Origin of the sequence: Pseudomonas pharyngis, assembly GCF_021602345.1 — a bacterium.
GTDB classification, from domain to species: domain Bacteria; phylum Pseudomonadota; class Gammaproteobacteria; order Pseudomonadales; family Pseudomonadaceae; genus Aquipseudomonas; species Aquipseudomonas pharyngis.
In genome coordinates this window covers 23,036-40,165 of record NZ_BQID01000026.1, presented here as the reverse complement: position 1 = coordinate 40,165, position 17,130 = coordinate 23,036, and the positions used below count along the sequence as shown (strand labels likewise).

General features: G+C 60.9%; 18 protein-coding genes. 6 read left to right on the top strand and 12 right to left on the bottom strand.

All coding sequences use genetic code 11. The features are described from left to right. Positions 1 to 152, bottom strand: a 152-nt coding sequence (locus L6D74_RS28865; protein WP_236191502.1) for a GntT/GntP/DsdX family permease, incomplete at its 3' end; no start/stop codon positions are given. A gap of 257 nt (positions 153 to 409) precedes the next feature. Between L6D74_RS28865 and L6D74_RS28860 the strand changes: the two genes are divergently transcribed. Beyond that, positions 410 to 571, top strand: coding sequence for a hypothetical protein (locus L6D74_RS28860; RefSeq protein WP_236191501.1), 162 nt, complete (start codon positions 410 to 412; stop codon positions 569 to 571). Positions 572 to 706: 135 nt separating this feature from the next. Here L6D74_RS28860 and L6D74_RS28855 read toward each other — a convergent pair whose 3' ends face one another. The 3 genes from L6D74_RS28855 to mdaB all read right to left on the bottom strand — a co-directional run bounded on the left by L6D74_RS28855 (position 707) and on the right by mdaB (position 3,266). Beyond that, positions 707 to 1,600: an NAD-dependent epimerase/dehydratase family protein gene (locus L6D74_RS28855; RefSeq protein ID WP_236191499.1), complete on the bottom strand. Its 894-nt coding sequence runs from the start codon at positions 1,598 to 1,600 to the stop codon at positions 707 to 709. 103 nt (positions 1,601 to 1,703) lie between these two features. Continuing rightward, positions 1,704 to 2,615: a LysR family transcriptional regulator gene (locus tag L6D74_RS28850; protein WP_064593308.1), complete on the bottom strand. Its 912-nt coding sequence runs from the start codon at positions 2,613 to 2,615 to the stop codon at positions 1,704 to 1,706. Between the two features lie 60 nt (positions 2,616 to 2,675). Beyond that, positions 2,676 to 3,266, bottom strand: a complete 591-nt coding sequence (gene mdaB, locus L6D74_RS28845; RefSeq protein WP_236191498.1) for an NADPH:quinone oxidoreductase MdaB — start codon at positions 3,264 to 3,266, stop codon at positions 2,676 to 2,678. A gap of 201 nt (positions 3,267 to 3,467) precedes the next feature. Here mdaB and L6D74_RS28840 point away from each other — a divergent pair, with 201 nt between their 5' ends. Further along, complete coding sequence (locus tag L6D74_RS28840) at positions 3,468 to 3,782, top strand: putative quinol monooxygenase (protein ID WP_236191497.1); 315 nt, start codon at positions 3,468 to 3,470, stop codon at positions 3,780 to 3,782. Here the strand turns inward: L6D74_RS28840 and L6D74_RS28835 are convergent. Then, positions 3,772 to 4,536 carry a sulfite exporter TauE/SafE family protein gene (locus L6D74_RS28835; RefSeq protein WP_236191496.1) on the bottom strand — a complete coding sequence of 255 codons (765 nt, stop codon included), beginning with the start codon at positions 4,534 to 4,536 and terminating at the stop codon, positions 3,772 to 3,774. The genes L6D74_RS28840 and L6D74_RS28835 overlap by 11 nt on opposite strands. A 141-nt stretch (positions 4,537 to 4,677) precedes the next feature. Here L6D74_RS28835 and L6D74_RS28830 point away from each other — a divergent pair, with 141 nt between their 5' ends. The 3 genes from L6D74_RS28830 to L6D74_RS28820 all read left to right on the top strand — a co-directional run bounded on the left by L6D74_RS28830 (position 4,678) and on the right by L6D74_RS28820 (position 6,576). After that, on the top strand, positions 4,678 to 5,559 hold the full coding sequence (locus L6D74_RS28830; protein ID WP_236191494.1) for a LysR family transcriptional regulator: 882 nt from the start codon (positions 4,678 to 4,680) through the stop codon (positions 5,557 to 5,559). Between the two features lie 172 nt (positions 5,560 to 5,731). Continuing rightward, positions 5,732 to 6,241 (top strand): flavin reductase, encoded by a 510-nt coding sequence (locus tag L6D74_RS28825; protein WP_007953834.1) that lies wholly within the window; start codon positions 5,732 to 5,734, stop codon positions 6,239 to 6,241. 59 nt (positions 6,242 to 6,300) lie between these two features. Continuing rightward, a complete protein-coding gene (locus L6D74_RS28820; RefSeq protein ID WP_007953837.1) occupies positions 6,301 to 6,576 on the top strand; it encodes a helix-turn-helix domain-containing protein in 276 nt (91 codons plus the stop codon). Positions 6,577 to 6,628: 52 nt separating this feature from the next. Here L6D74_RS28820 and L6D74_RS28815 read toward each other — a convergent pair whose 3' ends face one another. The 7 genes from L6D74_RS28815 to L6D74_RS28785 form a co-directional block, all read right to left on the bottom strand. Further along, positions 6,629 to 7,186 (bottom strand): chorismate--pyruvate lyase family protein, encoded by a 558-nt coding sequence (locus tag L6D74_RS28815; RefSeq protein WP_064593303.1) that lies wholly within the window; start codon positions 7,184 to 7,186, stop codon positions 6,629 to 6,631. Positions 7,187 to 7,260: 74 nt separating this feature from the next. After that, positions 7,261 to 7,626, bottom strand: a complete 366-nt coding sequence (locus tag L6D74_RS28810) for an ArsR/SmtB family transcription factor (protein WP_039772921.1) — start codon at positions 7,624 to 7,626, stop codon at positions 7,261 to 7,263. Positions 7,627 to 7,756: 130 nt separating this feature from the next. After that, the gene (locus L6D74_RS28805; protein WP_085611258.1) at positions 7,757 to 9,208 is read right to left on the bottom strand and encodes an efflux transporter outer membrane subunit; all 1,452 of its coding nucleotides are present in this window, start codon (positions 9,206 to 9,208) and stop codon (positions 7,757 to 7,759) included. 9 nt (positions 9,209 to 9,217) lie between these two features. Next, positions 9,218 to 12,295, bottom strand: a complete 3,078-nt coding sequence (locus tag L6D74_RS28800; protein ID WP_011332346.1) for a MexW/MexI family multidrug efflux RND transporter permease subunit — start codon at positions 12,293 to 12,295, stop codon at positions 9,218 to 9,220. Beyond that, positions 12,292 to 13,392, bottom strand: coding sequence for an efflux RND transporter periplasmic adaptor subunit (locus tag L6D74_RS28795; protein WP_039772925.1), 1,101 nt, complete (start codon positions 13,390 to 13,392; stop codon positions 12,292 to 12,294). Before L6D74_RS28795 ends, L6D74_RS28800 begins: the two co-directional genes overlap by 4 nt. 135 nt (positions 13,393 to 13,527) lie before the next feature. Further along, entirely contained in the window at positions 13,528 to 14,685 is a 1,158-nt protein-coding gene (locus L6D74_RS28790; protein WP_064593299.1) for an acyl-CoA dehydrogenase family protein, read from the bottom strand. Positions 14,686 to 14,916: 231 nt separating this feature from the next. After that, positions 14,917 to 15,822: an NAD(P)-dependent oxidoreductase gene (locus L6D74_RS28785; RefSeq protein ID WP_276574961.1), complete on the bottom strand. Its 906-nt coding sequence runs from the start codon at positions 15,820 to 15,822 to the stop codon at positions 14,917 to 14,919. A gap of 125 nt (positions 15,823 to 15,947) precedes the next feature. On the opposite strand from L6D74_RS28785, the gene L6D74_RS28780 reads away from it, so the two are divergent. Beyond that, entirely contained in the window at positions 15,948 to 17,084 is a 1,137-nt protein-coding gene (locus L6D74_RS28780; protein WP_039772929.1) for an LLM class flavin-dependent oxidoreductase, read from the top strand. Positions 17,085 to 17,130: the final 46 nt, after the last annotated feature.

Here is a 17,130-nt window from a genome sequence, read left to right as displayed (position 1 = left end):
GACGGCGGCATCCCCGCCACCAGCGCCAGGCCGATGGAAACCAGGGTGATGACAATGAACGGATTGAGCCGGTAACGGGCGATCAGAACGATCAGGGCGATGATGGCAACGGCGGCGTACACCAGCAGCCAATAGCCGAAGGACGGTGTCATGCGGTACTCCTCGAAAGGGTCACGTTCGAATGGGTTGTGAAACTCATAAATCATTTCGAGATCGAGTTTTCAAACCAAGTGAAAGTAATTTTCGTGGAGGGACAAGGGTTGTCGTTTTTGGATATGTCTTGTCGCGAATAATGAAAATCGCGGGGTAGGATTTTCATGACCCGGCTGAAGGTTTCGCCCAGACCACAAGGTTTTCAACATCAGTCCAGGCGCTATACTCGGCAGACGCTTTCTATAGAGTTCCTGCCATGACTGCTTCGCGCCGCCGCCCCAAAAAGCTCACTGCCGAAGCGTTGATACGCGCGATTGCCAGCTCGACAGCCATCGAAACGGGTCAGAGCGTTGAATCGATTGAACGCAAGCTGAAGCTCAAGGACAGCAAGTTTCTGCATCTTTCTCTGGCCGAATAGAGTCGTCATACAGTTTCTGAAAAAGTGGCGAATTCACTCAATCTCGGCGCCAAGACAAATCCAAAAACACAAACGGCTGCCCAAAGGCAGCCGTTCACAGGTTAGTCGCAAAGCCCTCTCGGGTTTAATCAACCCTCACACCATTTCGTTACGAATCCATTCAACCACCGACGTGCGCTTCGGCGTCCAGCCGAGCAGTTCGCGGGCATGTTTGCCGCGTACGCGGCTGTTCGAGCCGAGGCCGTAGTTGGCCATTTCGTAGCCCCACTCGGCTTCGGCATCTTTCAGTGGCCAGTCTTGTGGCTGGCCCAGATTCAGCGCTTCGGCCATGGCGATGGTCATGTCGATGAACGACGCTTCGCCGCTTTCGACGAAGTAGAAGGTGCCCGGGACGTTTTTGGTCAGGGCCAGCAGGTACAGCGCCACGACATCTTCGATGTGCACGTTGGACCAGATGTTCTGACCGGTGCCGACGTGACGCACTACGCCGCTTTTACGTGCCTGTTTCAGCAGGCGCGGCAACTGCACGCTGTCGCGATTCACGCCCAGGCTGTGGCCGTAGATCAGGGTGTTGCAGATGACGGCCGAGTTCACGCCGTCCTGCGCCGCGGCGAGGATCAGGTTGTCGATGGCCACCCGTGCGGCCTTGTCGACGGTCGGCTCCGGCAGGTTGTCTTCGAAGTAGATGACGTCGCTGGATTTGCCGCCGGACGCATCGCCGACGATGCTCGAACCGCTGGTGTGCAGGAACACTTTGTTGGAGCCGCGCAGGGCATCGAGCAGGGCTTCGACCGCACCGCGATGGTCGCTGCTGGCGGCGTTGATCACGGCGTCGGCGGCGCGGGCCTGTTCGGCCAGCAGTGTCTTGTCGTCGAGGGTGCCGATTACCGGGGTGATGCCCAGCGCTTTCAGCTCATTGGCCTGTTCGGCGCTGCGCACAAGACCGGTGACGGTGTGGCCGGCCTGGACCAGACCGGTGGCGATGGAGCCGCCGATAAAACCGGCAGCGCCGGTGACGAATACGTTCATGGAGAAACTCCCTGCGTGAGTAAGTGATGGAGCGAGTATCGACCGGCGAGTCCTGTGGAAAAACCCGCCCACAACCAAATCACTGTTGCGCAGGGATCACGAATCAGCCCTTGAAATCAGCGCTGGCGTAAGCCGCCAGTTTGCTCTGGATGAAGTCCAGGAAGCACTGGATGCGCAGCGCCAGCTGCGAGTTGCGGTAGTACACCGCGTTGATCGGCTGGCGATAACCGCTGTTGAATTCCGCCAGCAACACCTTGAGGCGTCCTGCGCGAATGTCGTCGATGGTCATGAAGTGCGAGAGGCAGGCGATGCCCTGCCCCTCCAGCGCCAGATGGCGAACCGTCTCGCCGCTGGAGGCGCTGATCGCCGGAGTGATCGGCCAACGGTCGCCGTGCACGTAACGCAGCGGCCACTGGTTGAGGCCTTCGTTCTGGGTGAAGCCAAGCAAGGTGTGCTCGCTCAGATCGGCCACTTCGCGCGGCGCACCGTGTTTTTCCACATACGCTGGACTGGCGACGATCAGCAGCGGACTGCAACCCAGCGAGCGGGCATGCAACGTCGAATCGGCGAGGGTGCCGATGCGGATAGCAACGTCGGTGCTTTGTTCCAGCAGGTCAATGATCAGGTCATTGCTGTTGAGTTCGAGCTGGATGTCCGGGTACAGCCGGCGGAATTCGTCGATGTACGGCACGACGGCGTGGAGCATGAACGGCGACGCGGCGTTGATCCGCAGTCGCCCTGATGGCGTCTGCTGGCGCGAAGACAGGCGCTCTTCGAGCTGGTCCATCTGGTCGAGGATCAGCTTGGCCTGTTCGAAGAAGTACTTGCCCTCCTCGGTCAGGTCCATGCGCCGAGTGGTGCGGTTGATCAGCGTGGTGTCCAGCTTGGCTTCCAGTCGCGACAGCGTGCGGCTGACCGCCGACGGCGTCTGTCCGACCTGCTCGGCGGCGGCGGAAATCGAACCGCATTCGATCACGCAGACGAAAATCTGCAACTCATCGGATCTGGCTTTCACGGGTGTCCTCGAATCGAAAGGCCTGCTGCGCAAGCTCAGGCCTTCGATAGTAGCCGAGCGTCAGGCCTTGAGGCCAAACACCTCGGTCAGATGCTGCTCATAACGCGCCACATCCGCTTCGATGTTCGGGCGTTTCATCACGTCCACGCAGAGGAAGGTCGGCAGGCCGGTCATGCCGAGGAACTCGTTGGCCTTGTGGAACGGGAAGTACACGGCGTCCACGCCTTTGGCTTCGAAGAAGTCGGTCGGGTCATCGAACGCCTGCTGCGGTGCGTTCCAGGTCAGCGACAGCATGTATTGCTTGCCGTGGATCAGACCACCGCTGCCGTACTTCTGCGAGGAATCCGAACGGGTGCGACCGTCGCTGGCGTAGAGGCTGCCGTGGCCTTCGGTGAAGACTTCGTCGATGTACTTTTTCACGGTCCACGGTGCGCCCATCCACCAGCCCGGCATCTGATAAATGATCACGTCGGCCCAGAGGAATTTGGCCACTTCTTCGGCGACGTCGTAACCCTCGTCGATGAAGGTGGTCTTGACGTCGAGACCGCCACGATCCAGCACGCTCAACGCCGCTTCGTGCAGGGTGGTGTTGTAGCGACCGTCGGAGTGGGCGAATTTTTTACCGCCATTGAGCAACAGCACTTTTTTCATGGGAGAGCCTCGATCGGATTCCGATGCGCAGCGCAGAGCGCTGGATGGAGAAGGGGAAAAATGGAATGGCGGCAGATTAGCGATCCGCCTCGCGCGGAATAAGCACCGACGGCGCAAAAATCATTTGAGTAAAACGCACGAATCGATTGCCGATTGTTGCCGTAGGATTGGCCGCCATCTGAATCTGAGGAGTTTTTTGCGATGAGCGAACGCCAGGGTTTCATCCTGCACGCCAAGACCCGCCCGGAAAAAGCCGAGGCTTTCGAAGCGTTTTTCCGCGCCTACGTCGAACCGAGCCGCGCCGAACCCGGCTGCATCGAGTACCACATGCTGCGCGACAAGGAAGACCCGAGCCTGTTCATCTTCTACGAGATCTGGGAAAGCCAGGCGCATCTCGACGTGCACTCGAACCTGCCGCACATGCAGCAGTTCCTGGCCCAGCGCATGGAATACCTGGAGCGGGATTTCGATATCCGCCCGATTGAAATGCTCAGCCCGTCGTCCGCTAACCGCTGATCAGCAGATGGGCGCCGAGCGCGCCCAGACCGATAAAGAACACCCGCTTGAACAGACTGGCACTGATGCGCTGGCGCAGCCATTGCCCGAGCAGCATGCCGAGCACTGCCGGGATCAGGGCCAGCAGCGAAGCACTCAGTTCCGCGCCGCCAAGCGATCCGCGCCAGAGCAATCCGCCGGCCAGCGCCAGGGTCGACACGGTGAAGGACAGCCCCAGCGCCTGCACCAGTTCATCGCGGCTCAAGCCAAGGGCCTGCATGTACGGGACGGCGGGAATCACGAACACACCCGTGGCCGAAGTGATGACACCGGTGATTACGCCACAGAGCGGGCCGAGCCACGGTTCATGGCGTCGACTGACACTCAGCGTCGGCAGGAACAATCCGCTCAACGCATAGAGCAACAGCGCCGCGCCGAGCCCGCGCACCACCCAATGCCCGCCCGCCATGCCGATCCACAAGGTGCCAACGGCCGTGCCGAGGAAGATCGCCAGCAGCATCGGCCACAAGCGTTTCACCAGCCCCTGCAAATGCCCGCCGAACGCCAGTTGCCAGACGTTGGTGAGGGTCGCCGGAATGATCAGCAACGCCGCAGCCTGCGACGGTGCCATAGCCAGACCGAGCAGCCCCATGGCGACGGTAGGCAGGCCGAGGCCGATCACGCCCTTGATCATGCCGGCGACGACGAAGGTCGTGATCACCAGCAATGACAGGGTCAGACCGAGGTTTTGATAGAAGTCTGCGAGTGCGTTCATGGCTACACTTTGCGCTTGTGCGGGTGAACTGAAAATCTGTCATACACTGAGGCAGCCTCTTTCAACACAAGAGGCTTGTAGATTTTTTGCGGCCACTGGCCTCTTCGTCGGGACCGACACCACTGATATTGAGGCTGTCCCATGCACTTCGACCTCACCGACCTGCGCCTGTATCTGCACATCCTCGACAGCGGCAACATCACCGCCGGCGCCGCACGCAGTCATCTGTCGCTGGCGGCGGCGAGCGCGCGTATCAGGGCAATGGAAGCTTCATTGGGTACCGAATTCCTCGAGCGCGGGCGCCGTGGTGTCACACCAACCCCGGCCGGCAAGGCCCTGGCGCAACATGCGCGGGTGTTGCTGCAACAGGCCGAACGTCTGCAACAGGATCTGGCCGAATATGCCCGCGGCGTCAGAGGCCAGGTGCGTCTGCTGTGTAACACCACGGCGCTCAGCGAATACCTGCCGGAGGTGCTGGCGGATTTCCTGCGTGAACATCCCAATCTCGACATCGATTTGCAGGAACTGCCCAGCGCTCGCATCACCCATGCCTTGCGTCAGGGCGCGGCGGATCTGGGCATTGTGTCCGACGCGATCGACACCACCGACTTGCAGACCCTAGCCTTTCGCGATGATCCGCTGGTGCTGATTCTGCCTTTGGAACATCCACTGTCTGACGCAACTGAAGTCAGTTTCAGCGACGCTCTGCGCCATGACTTTGTCGGGCTGCAGGCCGACAGCGCTTTGGCGATTTACCTGGAAGAGCAGGCGCTGCACAGCGGCTCGCGGATGCAGATCCGCATCCGCGCCGATGGCTTCGACGGGGTGATGCGCATGGTGGCCCGAGGTGCCGGCCTGGGCATCGTGCCGCTGGCGGCGGTTCAGCGCGCCGCGCCGCAAGCCTTCAAGACCCTGCCGATGAGTGAAGGCTGGGCCAGGCGCAAACTGTTGCTGTGCGCCCGCGACATCGCCGCGTTGCCGCCCTATGCCACAGCCTTGTTGCAAGCCTTGGCACTCCCGTAAACATGTTTTTTTCTTTGGCAAATTAAGCACAAGGAATAGCTTGCAAGGTACGTATACATACGTACTATATCGCCAGAGCGAACGTGTTGCCCGATACCCGTTTTCGCACAACGACAACGGACAAGGAAGAACGGATCGGCTCCATTAAACCTACATGGAATGAGGTGACGCGATGGTTGATTCAACGGAGTTTCGTAATGCAATGGCGATGCTGGGGAGTGCCGTCACCATCGTCACGACCGATGGCCCTGCGGGGCGTTTCGGCTTTACCGCCTCGGCGGTGTGCAGCGTGACGGATTCACCGCCGACGCTGCTGGTGTGCGTCAATCGCTCGTCGTCCAATCACGAGCATTTCAAGACCAATGGCGTGCTGTGCGTGAACGTCCTGACCGGCGATCACCAGTCGACCTCCGGTGCGTTCGCCAATCGGCAGTTGAGCATGCAGGAGCGTTTTTCCAGCGTGAACTGCCAGACCCTCAAGACCGGTTCGCCGGTGATCGAGGAGGCGCTGGTCAGCCTCGATTGCCGAGTCAGCAAGGTCGACGAGGTCGGCACCCACAGCATCTTCTACTGTGAAATTCTCGAGCTGCAGCAACACAGCGAGGCCACGGAAGGCCTGGTCTATTTCAACCGCAGTTACTACCGTCTGAACGACGAACTGCGCCTGGCACCCGAGCAGTGATCCAGACACCCGCCGGCCTCGGCTGAAGCCGGCCGGCGGGTCATGACAGGGATGTAACCATGCTATTCAATGAAGACAACTTCGCGGATATCGACCTGAACCTGATCATCATTTTCCTGGTGCTGTTCCGCGAACGCAGCGTGTCGCGCACGGCCGAACGTCTGCACGTCAAACAACCCGCCATCAGCGGATCGCTGGCACGGCTGCGCAAGCGCTTCGATGATCCGTTGTTTCTGCGCTCGTCGAGAACCATGCGCCCGACCTCGAAAGCCGAGCAACTGGCGCAAGCGCTGACGCCAGCCATCAAGCAAATCGAAGCGGTGATCCGGCTCTGAAAAACCGGCGAAAAAAAACCTGCGGGGGTTCGCTTCCGCAGGTTTCATTTCATCAGGCCGACTTGAGCGCCTGAGCGTACTCGACCCGAGCCCAGAACGCTGGCAGAAAGCACTCGCTGACCAGCAGCGCCGAACCATTGCGGGTGAAACGCGAACGCCGGGCCAACAGACGTTCGGCTTGCGGCGCGTAGCGATAGGACAGCGCGGCCAACGGCGCACCGGGCGGCAGCAAGGCACATTGGAAGGGTTCGCGCAGGGTCTGCTCCGAGGTGTAGAGAATCTCGGCCAGCGGTCGACGGCCGTAGCCGTTCAGCTCCGCCCAGTCGCCATTCAGCGCCGGCACGCTGGTCAGGCTGCGCGCCGCGACACATGCCTCGCCATCGAGCTTCATCACCACCTCACGCACCCAGCCAATGGTGTTTGGCGGCACGTTCAGCACTTGCGCTTCTTCAGGATTGAGCGGGCCATGGGACTGCTCGACGACTTCGATTGAATAGTCGCCCATGGCTTTCAGGCGCGGGGTCAACGCCCCGGGCAAAAACAGCCAGTGATGCTCGGAGCCGGTCAATTCCGACAGCGGTCGCGATGACCAGTAATGACTTGTATCCATACCCGCTCACACCTTCCTGGTGATGGTGAATTGTTGGTTGCCGTGGAAGGCCAACCCTTCACCGGCGGTGTCTGTCACTCGGCTCCGACTTCTTCGGTCACTTCGTGTTTGCTGATGACGCTGATGGTCTGTTCATCGGTCTTGACCGCCGACAGCAGCGAGTCGAGCAGGCCCGGAAAACGCACGTCCATGTCTTCACGACGCAAGGACAGCAGGTTTTCCCGACCGTAAGGACGCTGCCAAATCAGACCGCTGTCACGCAGAACCCGCCAGTGGTGGGTCATGGTCGACTTCGATGCACCCTTGAGGATCCGGCCGCACGGATGTTCCTGGCCATCGGCCAATACTTTCAACACGGTCAGGCGCAGCGGGCTTCCCAATGCGGACAGCACATTTTCCAGAAGGATCTGATCCTGATTGGGATGATTCGGGACGTTCATAGGTAGGTACCCTTGATGATATAGGCGGGAAAAATCCGGCTTGTATTCGTCTATACGAGAACAGTAAGACTATACACAAGATGTTTTTTCCCCGCGACAGCCGCCCCGGAGGCGGCGTCCCGCAAAACACCTACAAATCGCTGCTCTGCGCGGTCTCCAGCGCAGGCGCCTGGAACCCGCCGCCCAGCGCTGCCATCAACGAAACCGAACTGTCGATGTGCTTGCTGTTGAGGAAGGCCAGGCGCATTTCGTCCTGAATCAATTGTTGCTCGATGTTAAGCGCATCGAGGAACGTGTCCTCCCCGGCCTTGTAGCGCGACTGCGACAGATCGTAGGACGACTGGGCAATTGCACAGGCATCGCGCTGCACGACGATCTGCTGCTCGAACGAACGCAACTGCGTCACCGAAATCGCCACCTCGTGCAGGGCCGAATTCAGCACCCGGTTGTACTGTGCGATGGAGCTGTCGAGTTCGGCATTGCCGGCCTTCAGATCCGAGCGCAGACGCCCGGCATCGAAGATCGGCAGCGACACCGTCGGCGCCACGTTCCAGAACTTGCTGACCCCGGCGAACAGCGCATCACCGGTCAATGCATGGGACCCCGCCGCCGCCACCAGATTGATGTTCGGGTAGAACGTGGTCTTCACCGCCTCGACGTTTTTAGTCTCGGCCTCCACGCGCCAACGTGCGGCGACGATGTCCGGACGGCGGCCCAATAGTTGAGCCGGCAACTGCGCCGGCAATGCCACCACGCTCGCTTGCAGATTCGATGGGCGCTCGAGCGTGTGCGCACGATCGACGCCCTTGCCGATCAGCGCCGACAACTGCAGGCGGGCGATTTCGATGTCTTCGTTGGCGCCGATCAGCGTCGATTCCGAACGCGCCTTGAGGCTCTGCACCTGCTTGAGTTGCGACAGATTGTCGAGGCCCGAGCCGTAACGTGAATCCGTCAGGTCCACCAGTTTGCTCAAGCGTTCCAGATCCCGTTGATTGAGCTCCGAGACCTGCCACGCATACGCCAACTGGTTGTAAGCCTTGACCACGTTGACCGCCAGAATCAGCCGCGACGATTGCAGATCGACTTCCGCCGCTCTCGCGCTGTTCAGCGCCGATTCCCAGGCGGCACGCTGGCCGCCCCAGAGGTCGAAGGTGTAGCTGAAATTCACCGCCAGATTGCGTGCGGTGAAGTACTTGTGTCCCTCGCCGCTGTAGTCCTCGAAGCGCGACAGCCGACCGCGAGTGACACCCGCCGATGCGTCCATTTCCGGATAACGCTCGGCGTCGCGCAGGTCGAGAAATGCGTTGGCTTTCGCGACCCGGGCAGCGACTTCCTGCAAGTCCGGGTTGCTGGCGTAAGCCTCTTCGATCAGAGCTCCCAGACGTGGATCGCCCAGCGATGTCCACCAATCCGCACGCGGCCATTGGGCCGGCGGCAGTTTGTCTTTCAGGCTGTCGGACGGCGCATCGCCGACCGCCAGCAATTTGCCCTGATGATCGATCCCGGCGTAGTTCACACAACCCGCCGCCAACAGGATGGACGCCGCCAGCGGCGCCAGCATCAAACGTGTAATCGAATGCATGTCACGTCCTCACAGGATGGGTTGCGGCACGCCGGCCGGCTCGGCTTCGGGTGCGTGGCTCGGTTGCTTGATCGAACTGAGCAGCGTGTACACCGACGGCAGAATGAACAGGGTGAACAAGGTGCCGATCAGCATCCCCACCACAATCACCAGGCCCAGGCCGAAGCGGCTGTTGGCGCCGGCACCGCTGGCGAACAACAGCGGCGCGAGGCCGACCACCATTGCCGCAGTGGTCATCAGGATCGGCCGCAGACGCACCTGCGCGGCGTGCTGGATCGCTTGCACGCGGTCCATGCCTTGCTGGCGCTGCAACTCGTTGGCGAACGCGACCATCAGGATCCCGTGCTTACTGATCAGACCGATCAGCGTGATCAGGCCGATCTGGGTGTAGATGTTCATCGACGTCATGCCCAGCGCCAGCGGCACCAGGGCCCCGCAGATCGACAACGGCACGCTGATCAGGATGATGAACGGGTCGCGGAAGCTCTCGTATTGCACGCTCAGCACCAGATAGATGATCACCAGGGCCAGGCCGAAGGTGAACGCCAGGCTGTTGCCTTCCTGCACGTATTGGCGGGCGTCGGACTGCCAGTCGAAACTGAAGCCGGCGGGGAAACCTTCCGATTGTTTTTGCAGAAAGCCCACTGCATCACCCAACGTCACGCCCGGCGCCGGGATGGCCTGGAACGTGGCGGAGTTCTGCTGGTTGAACTGGGTCAGGCGATTCGGCTCGACCTTGACGCTGAGAGTGGCCAGTGTCGACAGCGGCACCGGATTGCCCTTCTGGTCCTTCACGTAATACAGCTTCAGGGTTTCCGGAGTCAGGCGATCCGCCGACACCGACTGCGGGATCACGTCGTAGGAGCGACCATGGAACGAGAACCGGTTGACGTACTTCTCACCGATCAGGCTGTTCAGCGTTTCGCCGATGTCCTGCATGCGGATGCCCAGGGCGTTGGCCTTGGCCCGGTCGACCTGGATTTCCACCACCGGGTTGTTGAAGTCCAGATCACTGTCGACCACCGCGAACAGACCGCTGGCCTGCGCGGCTTGCTTGAGCTGATCCATCACGTTGTACAGCGCCAGGTATTCCTGATCGCTGCGGATCACCATCTGCACCGGCAGGCCACCGGTGGAGCCCGGCAGCGGCGGCATCTGGAACACGAAAATGCTCGTGCCTTCGATCTGGTTCACCCGCGCCTGCAAGTCAGGCTGGATGGTGTTGGCATCGCGGCCGCGCTTTTCCCAGTCCACCAGGTTGATCCCGCCGACGCTGTTGGACAGACCGTCGGAACCGTTCGCCACCCAGTTGCTGTAACCCTCGGGGATTTCGTTGAAGGTCTTGTACAGCTCGTGGGCGTAGGCCTCGAGGTAATTCAGGTTGGCGTGCTGCGGCGCCTTGATCGCGGTCAGCAGGATGTTCTGGTCTTCCAGCGGCGCCAGTTCGGTCTGCGCCGAGCGATAGAGGAACGGCAGGCTGAAGAAGATCACCAGCGCCACGCTCAGGCTGATCCAGCGCCGCGCCAGCGAACCGCCGAGCAGCGCGCCATAACGACGGGACAGGTACTGGAAGAATCGATCTGCCTTGACCGCCATGAAGCCTTCGCTGGTCTTCGCGTCCAGCAGACGGGTACTCATGATCGGCGACAGGGTCAGCGCGACGATGCCGGAAATCACCACGGCGCCGGCCAGGGTCAGGGCGAACTCCTTGAACAGCGTGCCGGTGAGGCCGCCCATCAAGCCAATTGGCGCGTACACCGCCGCCAGGGTGAAGGTCATCGCCACCACAGGACCGGCCACTTCGCGCGCGCCGATCAGCGCCGCTTCGAACGGGCTCTTGCCCTCTTCGATGTGACGGTGGACGTTCTCCACCACGACGATGGCGTCGTCCACCACCAACCCGATGGCCAAAACCATCGCCAGCAAGGTCAGCAGATTGAGGCTGAAGCCGAACATCTGCATCAGCATCGCTGCGCCGAGCATCGACAGCGGAATCGTCACCAGCGGAATCAGCACAGTGCGGAACGTGCCCAGGCACAGGTAAATCACCAGCACCACGATCACCAGCGCTTCGAGCAGGGTGTAGCTCACCTCGTCGATCGACGACTGAATGAAGTGCGCCACTTCGAACGGGATCTGCACGGTCACGCCCGGTGGCAGGGTTTCCTGGATCTGCGGCAGCAATTCGCGCACGCGTTTGACGATCACCAGCGGGTTGCCGGTCGGTGCGGCGTCCAGGCCAAGGAACAGCGCCGGTACGTCGCTCATCGCGCCGCTGGTGTCGGTGGAGGCTGCGTTCAACTCCACGGTGCCGACGTCACGCACACGGATGATGTGGCCGTTGTCGTTGCGCAGCACCATGTCGCGGAAATCTTCGACGCTGTTCAGGTCGGTGTTGACCCGCAGGTTGCTGACCACGTACAGGCCCTTGACCTGACCCGGCGCCGCCTGGAAGTTGTTGCCCTCGATCGCCGCCGACACGTCCTGCCCGGTCATGCCGTAACCGGCCAGACGCTGCGGATCGAGCCACAGGCGCATGGACAGTTTCTGCTCGCCCATGATGTTGATCTTGGCCACGCCTTCGATGCCGGCGAACATCGGCTCGACGACGCGGGAGATGTAGTCGGACATCTCCGGAATGGTCAGGTTGGAGCTGGCGAACGCGACGTAGGCCACGCTGGTGAAGCCGCCGGACGTGCGTTCCACCACCGGGTCGTACGCGTCCTTCGGCAAGCGGTATTTGATCTGGTTGACCTTGGCCATGACCTCGGTCAGCGCCGCGATGGAGTCACTGTTGAGTGCCATGCGGATCGTCACCTGGCTGCGGCCCTGGGTCGAGGCCGACGACAGATAGTCGATGCCCTCGACCGAGGCCACGGCCTGGCTGATCGGCTGCGTGACGAAGCCTTGCATCAGTTCCGAAGAGGCGCCGGGATATTGGGTCGTAACCGTGATGGTCGACGTTTCCAGCATCGGGTACTGGCGGATCGGCAGGTTCATCAGCGCGCGCACCCCGAACAGCAGGATCAGCGTGCTGACCACCACGGCCAGCACCGGGCGGCGAAGAAAGAGGTCGGTGAAATTCATTTTTCCAGCCCACTGAGTTTAAGAGCAATCGTGTCCGGGACACCTTCCACCGCCACGCCGTCGTGGAGCTTGAGCTGGCCGGACGTCACCACTTGCACGCCTTCGGTCAGGCCCTTGTCGACCACCGCCCAGCCATCGCGGCGCTCGCCGACCTTGATGCTTTCACGCTTGACCTTCTGCACGCCGGCCTCGTCGGTGTAGACCGAGAACACGCTTTCGCCGTAGGCGTTGTAGGTGATCGCGGTTTCCGGAATCAGCAGCTCGGCGGTCTGCGGCAGGGTCACCGAGACCCGTGCATACATGCCGGGACGCAGGCGTTTTTGCGTGTCGGTAATGACCGCTTGCACGTTGATGGTGTGGGACTGGTTGATCTGCGGATCGACCGCGACGATCTTGCCGGCGAAGGTCACATCACCCCAGGCATCGACCTTGGCCTGCACGGTCTGGCCCAGTTGCACTTGCGAGCCATCGCGCTCGGCGAGGGTGAAGTTGACGCGCAGCACGCCCGGATCGGTCAGGGTTGCCACCGCGCTGCCGGCCTGCAGGTATTGGCCCAGGTGCGCCTGGCGAATGCCGAGGGTGCCGGCGAACGGCGCGCGGATATGGCGTTGAGCGATCTGCGCCTGCATGCGCTCCATGTCGCCTTTGGCCGCGTCGTATTGAGCGCGGGCACTGTCGAAGGCGCGACGACTTTCGGCGCCGGTCTTGGCTAGCTCCTGGACACGGGCGAACTGGGCCTTGGCCGATTCGTACTCGCCTTTCAGGCGCACCAGTTCGCCTTGCTCCGGCGCGTCGTTGAGCTTGAGCAGCACTTGCCCCGCCTTCACTTCATCGCCGGACTCGAAATCGATGTCCACCACTTTGCCGCTGACTTCAGCCGACACCAGCACCTGACGCTGGGCTTCGAGTTTGCCGATGGCCTCGAGGTAGTAGGTGTAAGGCTGCTTTTTGACCACGGCCAGACCGACCCGGGTGCTGGGGATCCGTTGCTCGGCCGCCGCCGGTGGCGGCGACCAGAAACGCCAGCCCAGTGCAGCGGACAACACCACCACAAGAACAATAAAGATCAGCGACTTGATAATGTTTCGAGCAAGCATGTGGCACTCCCTTGACTCTTTGCTGCGAGCACAAAAGTTTGAGTTTTAAGAAAATAAAGGTGCAACTAAAGACGGGCGCGTTATCGATCCCTGTGAACTTTCACTTGTAAACGCGCCCGCTTTATTTATCCGCTGTTACGCCGCGGCCAGTACGTTGGTTTTATCCAGGTAATACTTGCCGATACCGTGCAAGTTCAAAGGCGACAACGTGAAGTGCTTCGAACCGGTGTGGATATCGCGGAAGCAACGCTCCAGGAAGTGCGACTTGTAGACGGCTTTGGAACCGGCCATCGAGTAGATCTGGTTGACCGCATTGACCGAGTTCTCGGTCAGCACCGAGGCTGCCAGGCCGACGCGGGCGCTGACCGGTTCGCCGATGGTTTCACCCCGGTTGATCACCTGATGGATCGCATCTTCCAGCAGCAGTTGTGCGGTATGCACCGAGGAGATGGCGCGACCGGTCTTCTCGAAGATCACCCCTTCCAGGCCCGGGTCGGTGTTCACGGCGCGGTCATTGCGGAAGTGATCGACCGCAGCCCGGGCCACGCCGAGCACGGTGGACATCGCCGCCAGGGTGCCGAACTCGTAGTAACCGGTGGCATAGGCCCGGGAATTGCGCGCTTCGGGGGATTGCTTGAGGGTTTCGACATCCAGCGAGAAAGACTTGTGGACGATCACGTTGGAGCACTGGAAGTGATGGCTGCCGGTGCCGCGCATGCCCAGGGTGTCCCAGGTCGGCAGGATGGTGCACTGGCTGGCGGGCACGAAGAACATCCGCACTTCCGGATTAGTGTTGTTTTCAGTGCCTTTGACGGTCGCGGTGCAGACCAGCCAGTCGGCGTGGGCCGAGCCGCTGGCGAACGCCCATTTGCCGCTCAGCAGGTACTCGTCGCCCATCGGCAGCGCTTCGCCACCGGAGTGGATGGCGCCGATCACGAAGCCGTCGCAGTGGTTGTAGATCGCTTCGGAAGTGGCTTCCGGCAGGTAGTCCGACAGGCGCCCCATCGCCACTTGCACTGCCAACTGCCAGGACAGCGAGGCGTCAAACCGGGCGAATTCCAGCAGCAGGGCCGAGGTGGTCTGGATATCGACCTGGGACCCGCCGAACGCCTTGGACACCGAGGTCCGGCCAAAACCTTCCTTGAAGAATCGGGACATCACATCCTTGTGCGTCGCATTGGTCTGCTCGCTGTAATCGCGGTGCTGAATAATCAGCGGATTCAGTGCACGCACCTTCTCGAGCCATTCATTGGATTCGGAGGGAAGGCTGTTCCATTGCATTAGATTTTTCATAACGGCTCCTAGCTATTATTTATTTACGATCAGCAGACGAAAAAACAGACAGAACTTTTTATTGTTGTTAAACCCCGATAAAAATGTACGTCTACAGTCGTACATTTTACAAGCACTATTATCAGACTTCTTTCATTTCCCAATAAAAGAGCAATCACTGTCCGACAATAACGCAAGGCGCAAAAGGCCAACGTAACTTGCGCACAAGTTACGTTGCTTGAAACTTTTGGATTACTTCACGCCGGCACGCCGGTCACTGACTTTCGACAGCGAGGCCCAGTCCTGATCGGCCTGACCATGGGCCATGCCGTCCAGAAGGTTGTCCTTCAACACGCTGGCAAACGGCAGCGGCACCTGCGCCGCTTCACCAGCTTCCAGCGCCAGGCGTACGTCCTTGAGACCCAGCGACAACTTGAAACCGGCCGGCTCGAATGTTTCATCGACCATCAGCTTGCCGTAGCCCTGATAGACCGGCACGGCAAACAGGGTCGAGGTGATCATCTCGATGAACGCCTCGCGACGGATGCCGTAGCCGCCGGCCAGGGTCGAGGCTTCGACCATGGATTCGATTGCCGAGGCGATCATCAGGTTGGCCGACAGTTTGGCAGCGCAGGCCACCTCGGCCGTGTCGCCCAGCGTCCAGGTCTTGCGCCCCAGCACATCGAACAACGGCTGTACCCGAGCCAGCGTTTCGGCGGGCCCGGAGGCGAGAATGTTCAGATTGCCGGCAGCCGCCACATCGACACGCCCCAGTACCGGTGCCGACACGTAACCGACGCCGCGTGCTTCATGCACGGCCGCCAGTTCCCTGGCCAGCGCCACGGACACCGTGGACATGTTGACGTGAACGCTGCCGGCCCGCAGACCGTCCAGCGCCTTGGCGTCGAAGAACACCGAGCGGATTGCCGTGTCATCGCCGAGCATCGAGATCAGCACCTCGGCCTGGGCCGCCAGCGCCGGTGTCTCGACAGCTTCGGCGCCGGCCGCGGCCAGTGCCTCCAGCGGTGCCGTCGAACGATTCCACACGCGGACCCGATGCCCGGCTTTCAGCAGGTTCAGCACCATCGGTGCGCCCATCGTGCCCAGACCGATAAATCCCAGTTCCATGTCGCGTTCCTCTCTCGATGAGGTGTTCAAAGCCGTTCAGACGATGATGCAGAATTGCGATTGTACGTGTACAGGCGTACATTTCAAGTGCCGCGACGATTCATTCTTCGCGGCGAGGGTTTCAAACACACCTTTACCCAAGGCAAGGAGGCTTTATGCAATTCGGGATCTACACCGTTGGCGACGTCACACAAGACCCTACCAACGCCCGTACCCCCAGCGAATCCGAGCGCATCCAGGCCACCCTGCAAATTGCGCAGAAAGCCGAAGACATCGGACTGGACGTGTTCGCCACCGGCGAGCACCACAATCCTCCGTTCATCACCTCCTCTCCCACCACGCTGCTGGCCTACATCGCAGCCAAGACCCAACGCATCATTCTCTCGACGTCCACCACCCTGATCAGCACCAACGATCCGGTGCGCCTTGCCGAAGAATATTCGCTGCTGCAAAACCTCTGCGGCGGCCGCATGGACCTGATGCTCGGCCGGGGCAACACCGCACCGGTCTATCCCTGGTTCGGCAAAAGCATCGCCGACGGCCTGCCACTGGCGATGGAGAACTATCGCCTGCTGCACCGGCTCTGGCGCGAAGAAGACCTCAACTGGAGCGGACGCTTTCGCACCCCGCTGAAAAACTTCACCTCGATCCCCAGGCCCCTCGATGACCTGCCGCCCTTCGTCTGGCACGGCTCGATCCGCACCCCGGAAATCGCCGAGCAGGCCGCTTATTACGGCGACGGTTTTTTTGCCAGCCACATCCTCTGGCCCCGTGAGCATTTCATGGCGCTGGTCGAGTTCTACCGCGCGCGGTTTGCCCATTACGGTCACGGCACGCCGGAGCAGGCGATCGTCGGTCTCGGCGGGCATATTTTCATGCGCCGCAACTCGCAGGATGCACGCCGGGAATTCCGTCCCTACTTCGACAACGCCCCGGTGTATGGCCACGGCCCGTCCCTCGAAGAGTTCATGGAAATGACCCCACTGGCCGTCGGCAGCCCTCAGGAAATCATCGACAAGACCCTGACCTTCCGCGAGTACTTCGGCGACTACCAGCGCCAGCTGTTCCTGTTCGACCATGGCGGCATTCCGCTGAAAACCGTGCTGGAACAACTCGACATGTTCGGCAAGGAAGTGTTGCCGGTGCTGCGTGAAGAAACCCGCAAACGCCGTTCGCCGCTGGCGGCCGAAGCGCCGACGCACGCCAATCGCCTGGCCCGTTTGCAAACTCCGTCGGCCGATCCACGCGCCACGGTCAAAGCTGCCCAACTCGACAGCGTGACCGGCCACTGAACCTGTGGGAGCGAGCCTGCTCGCGATTGCTGACTTACATTCAACA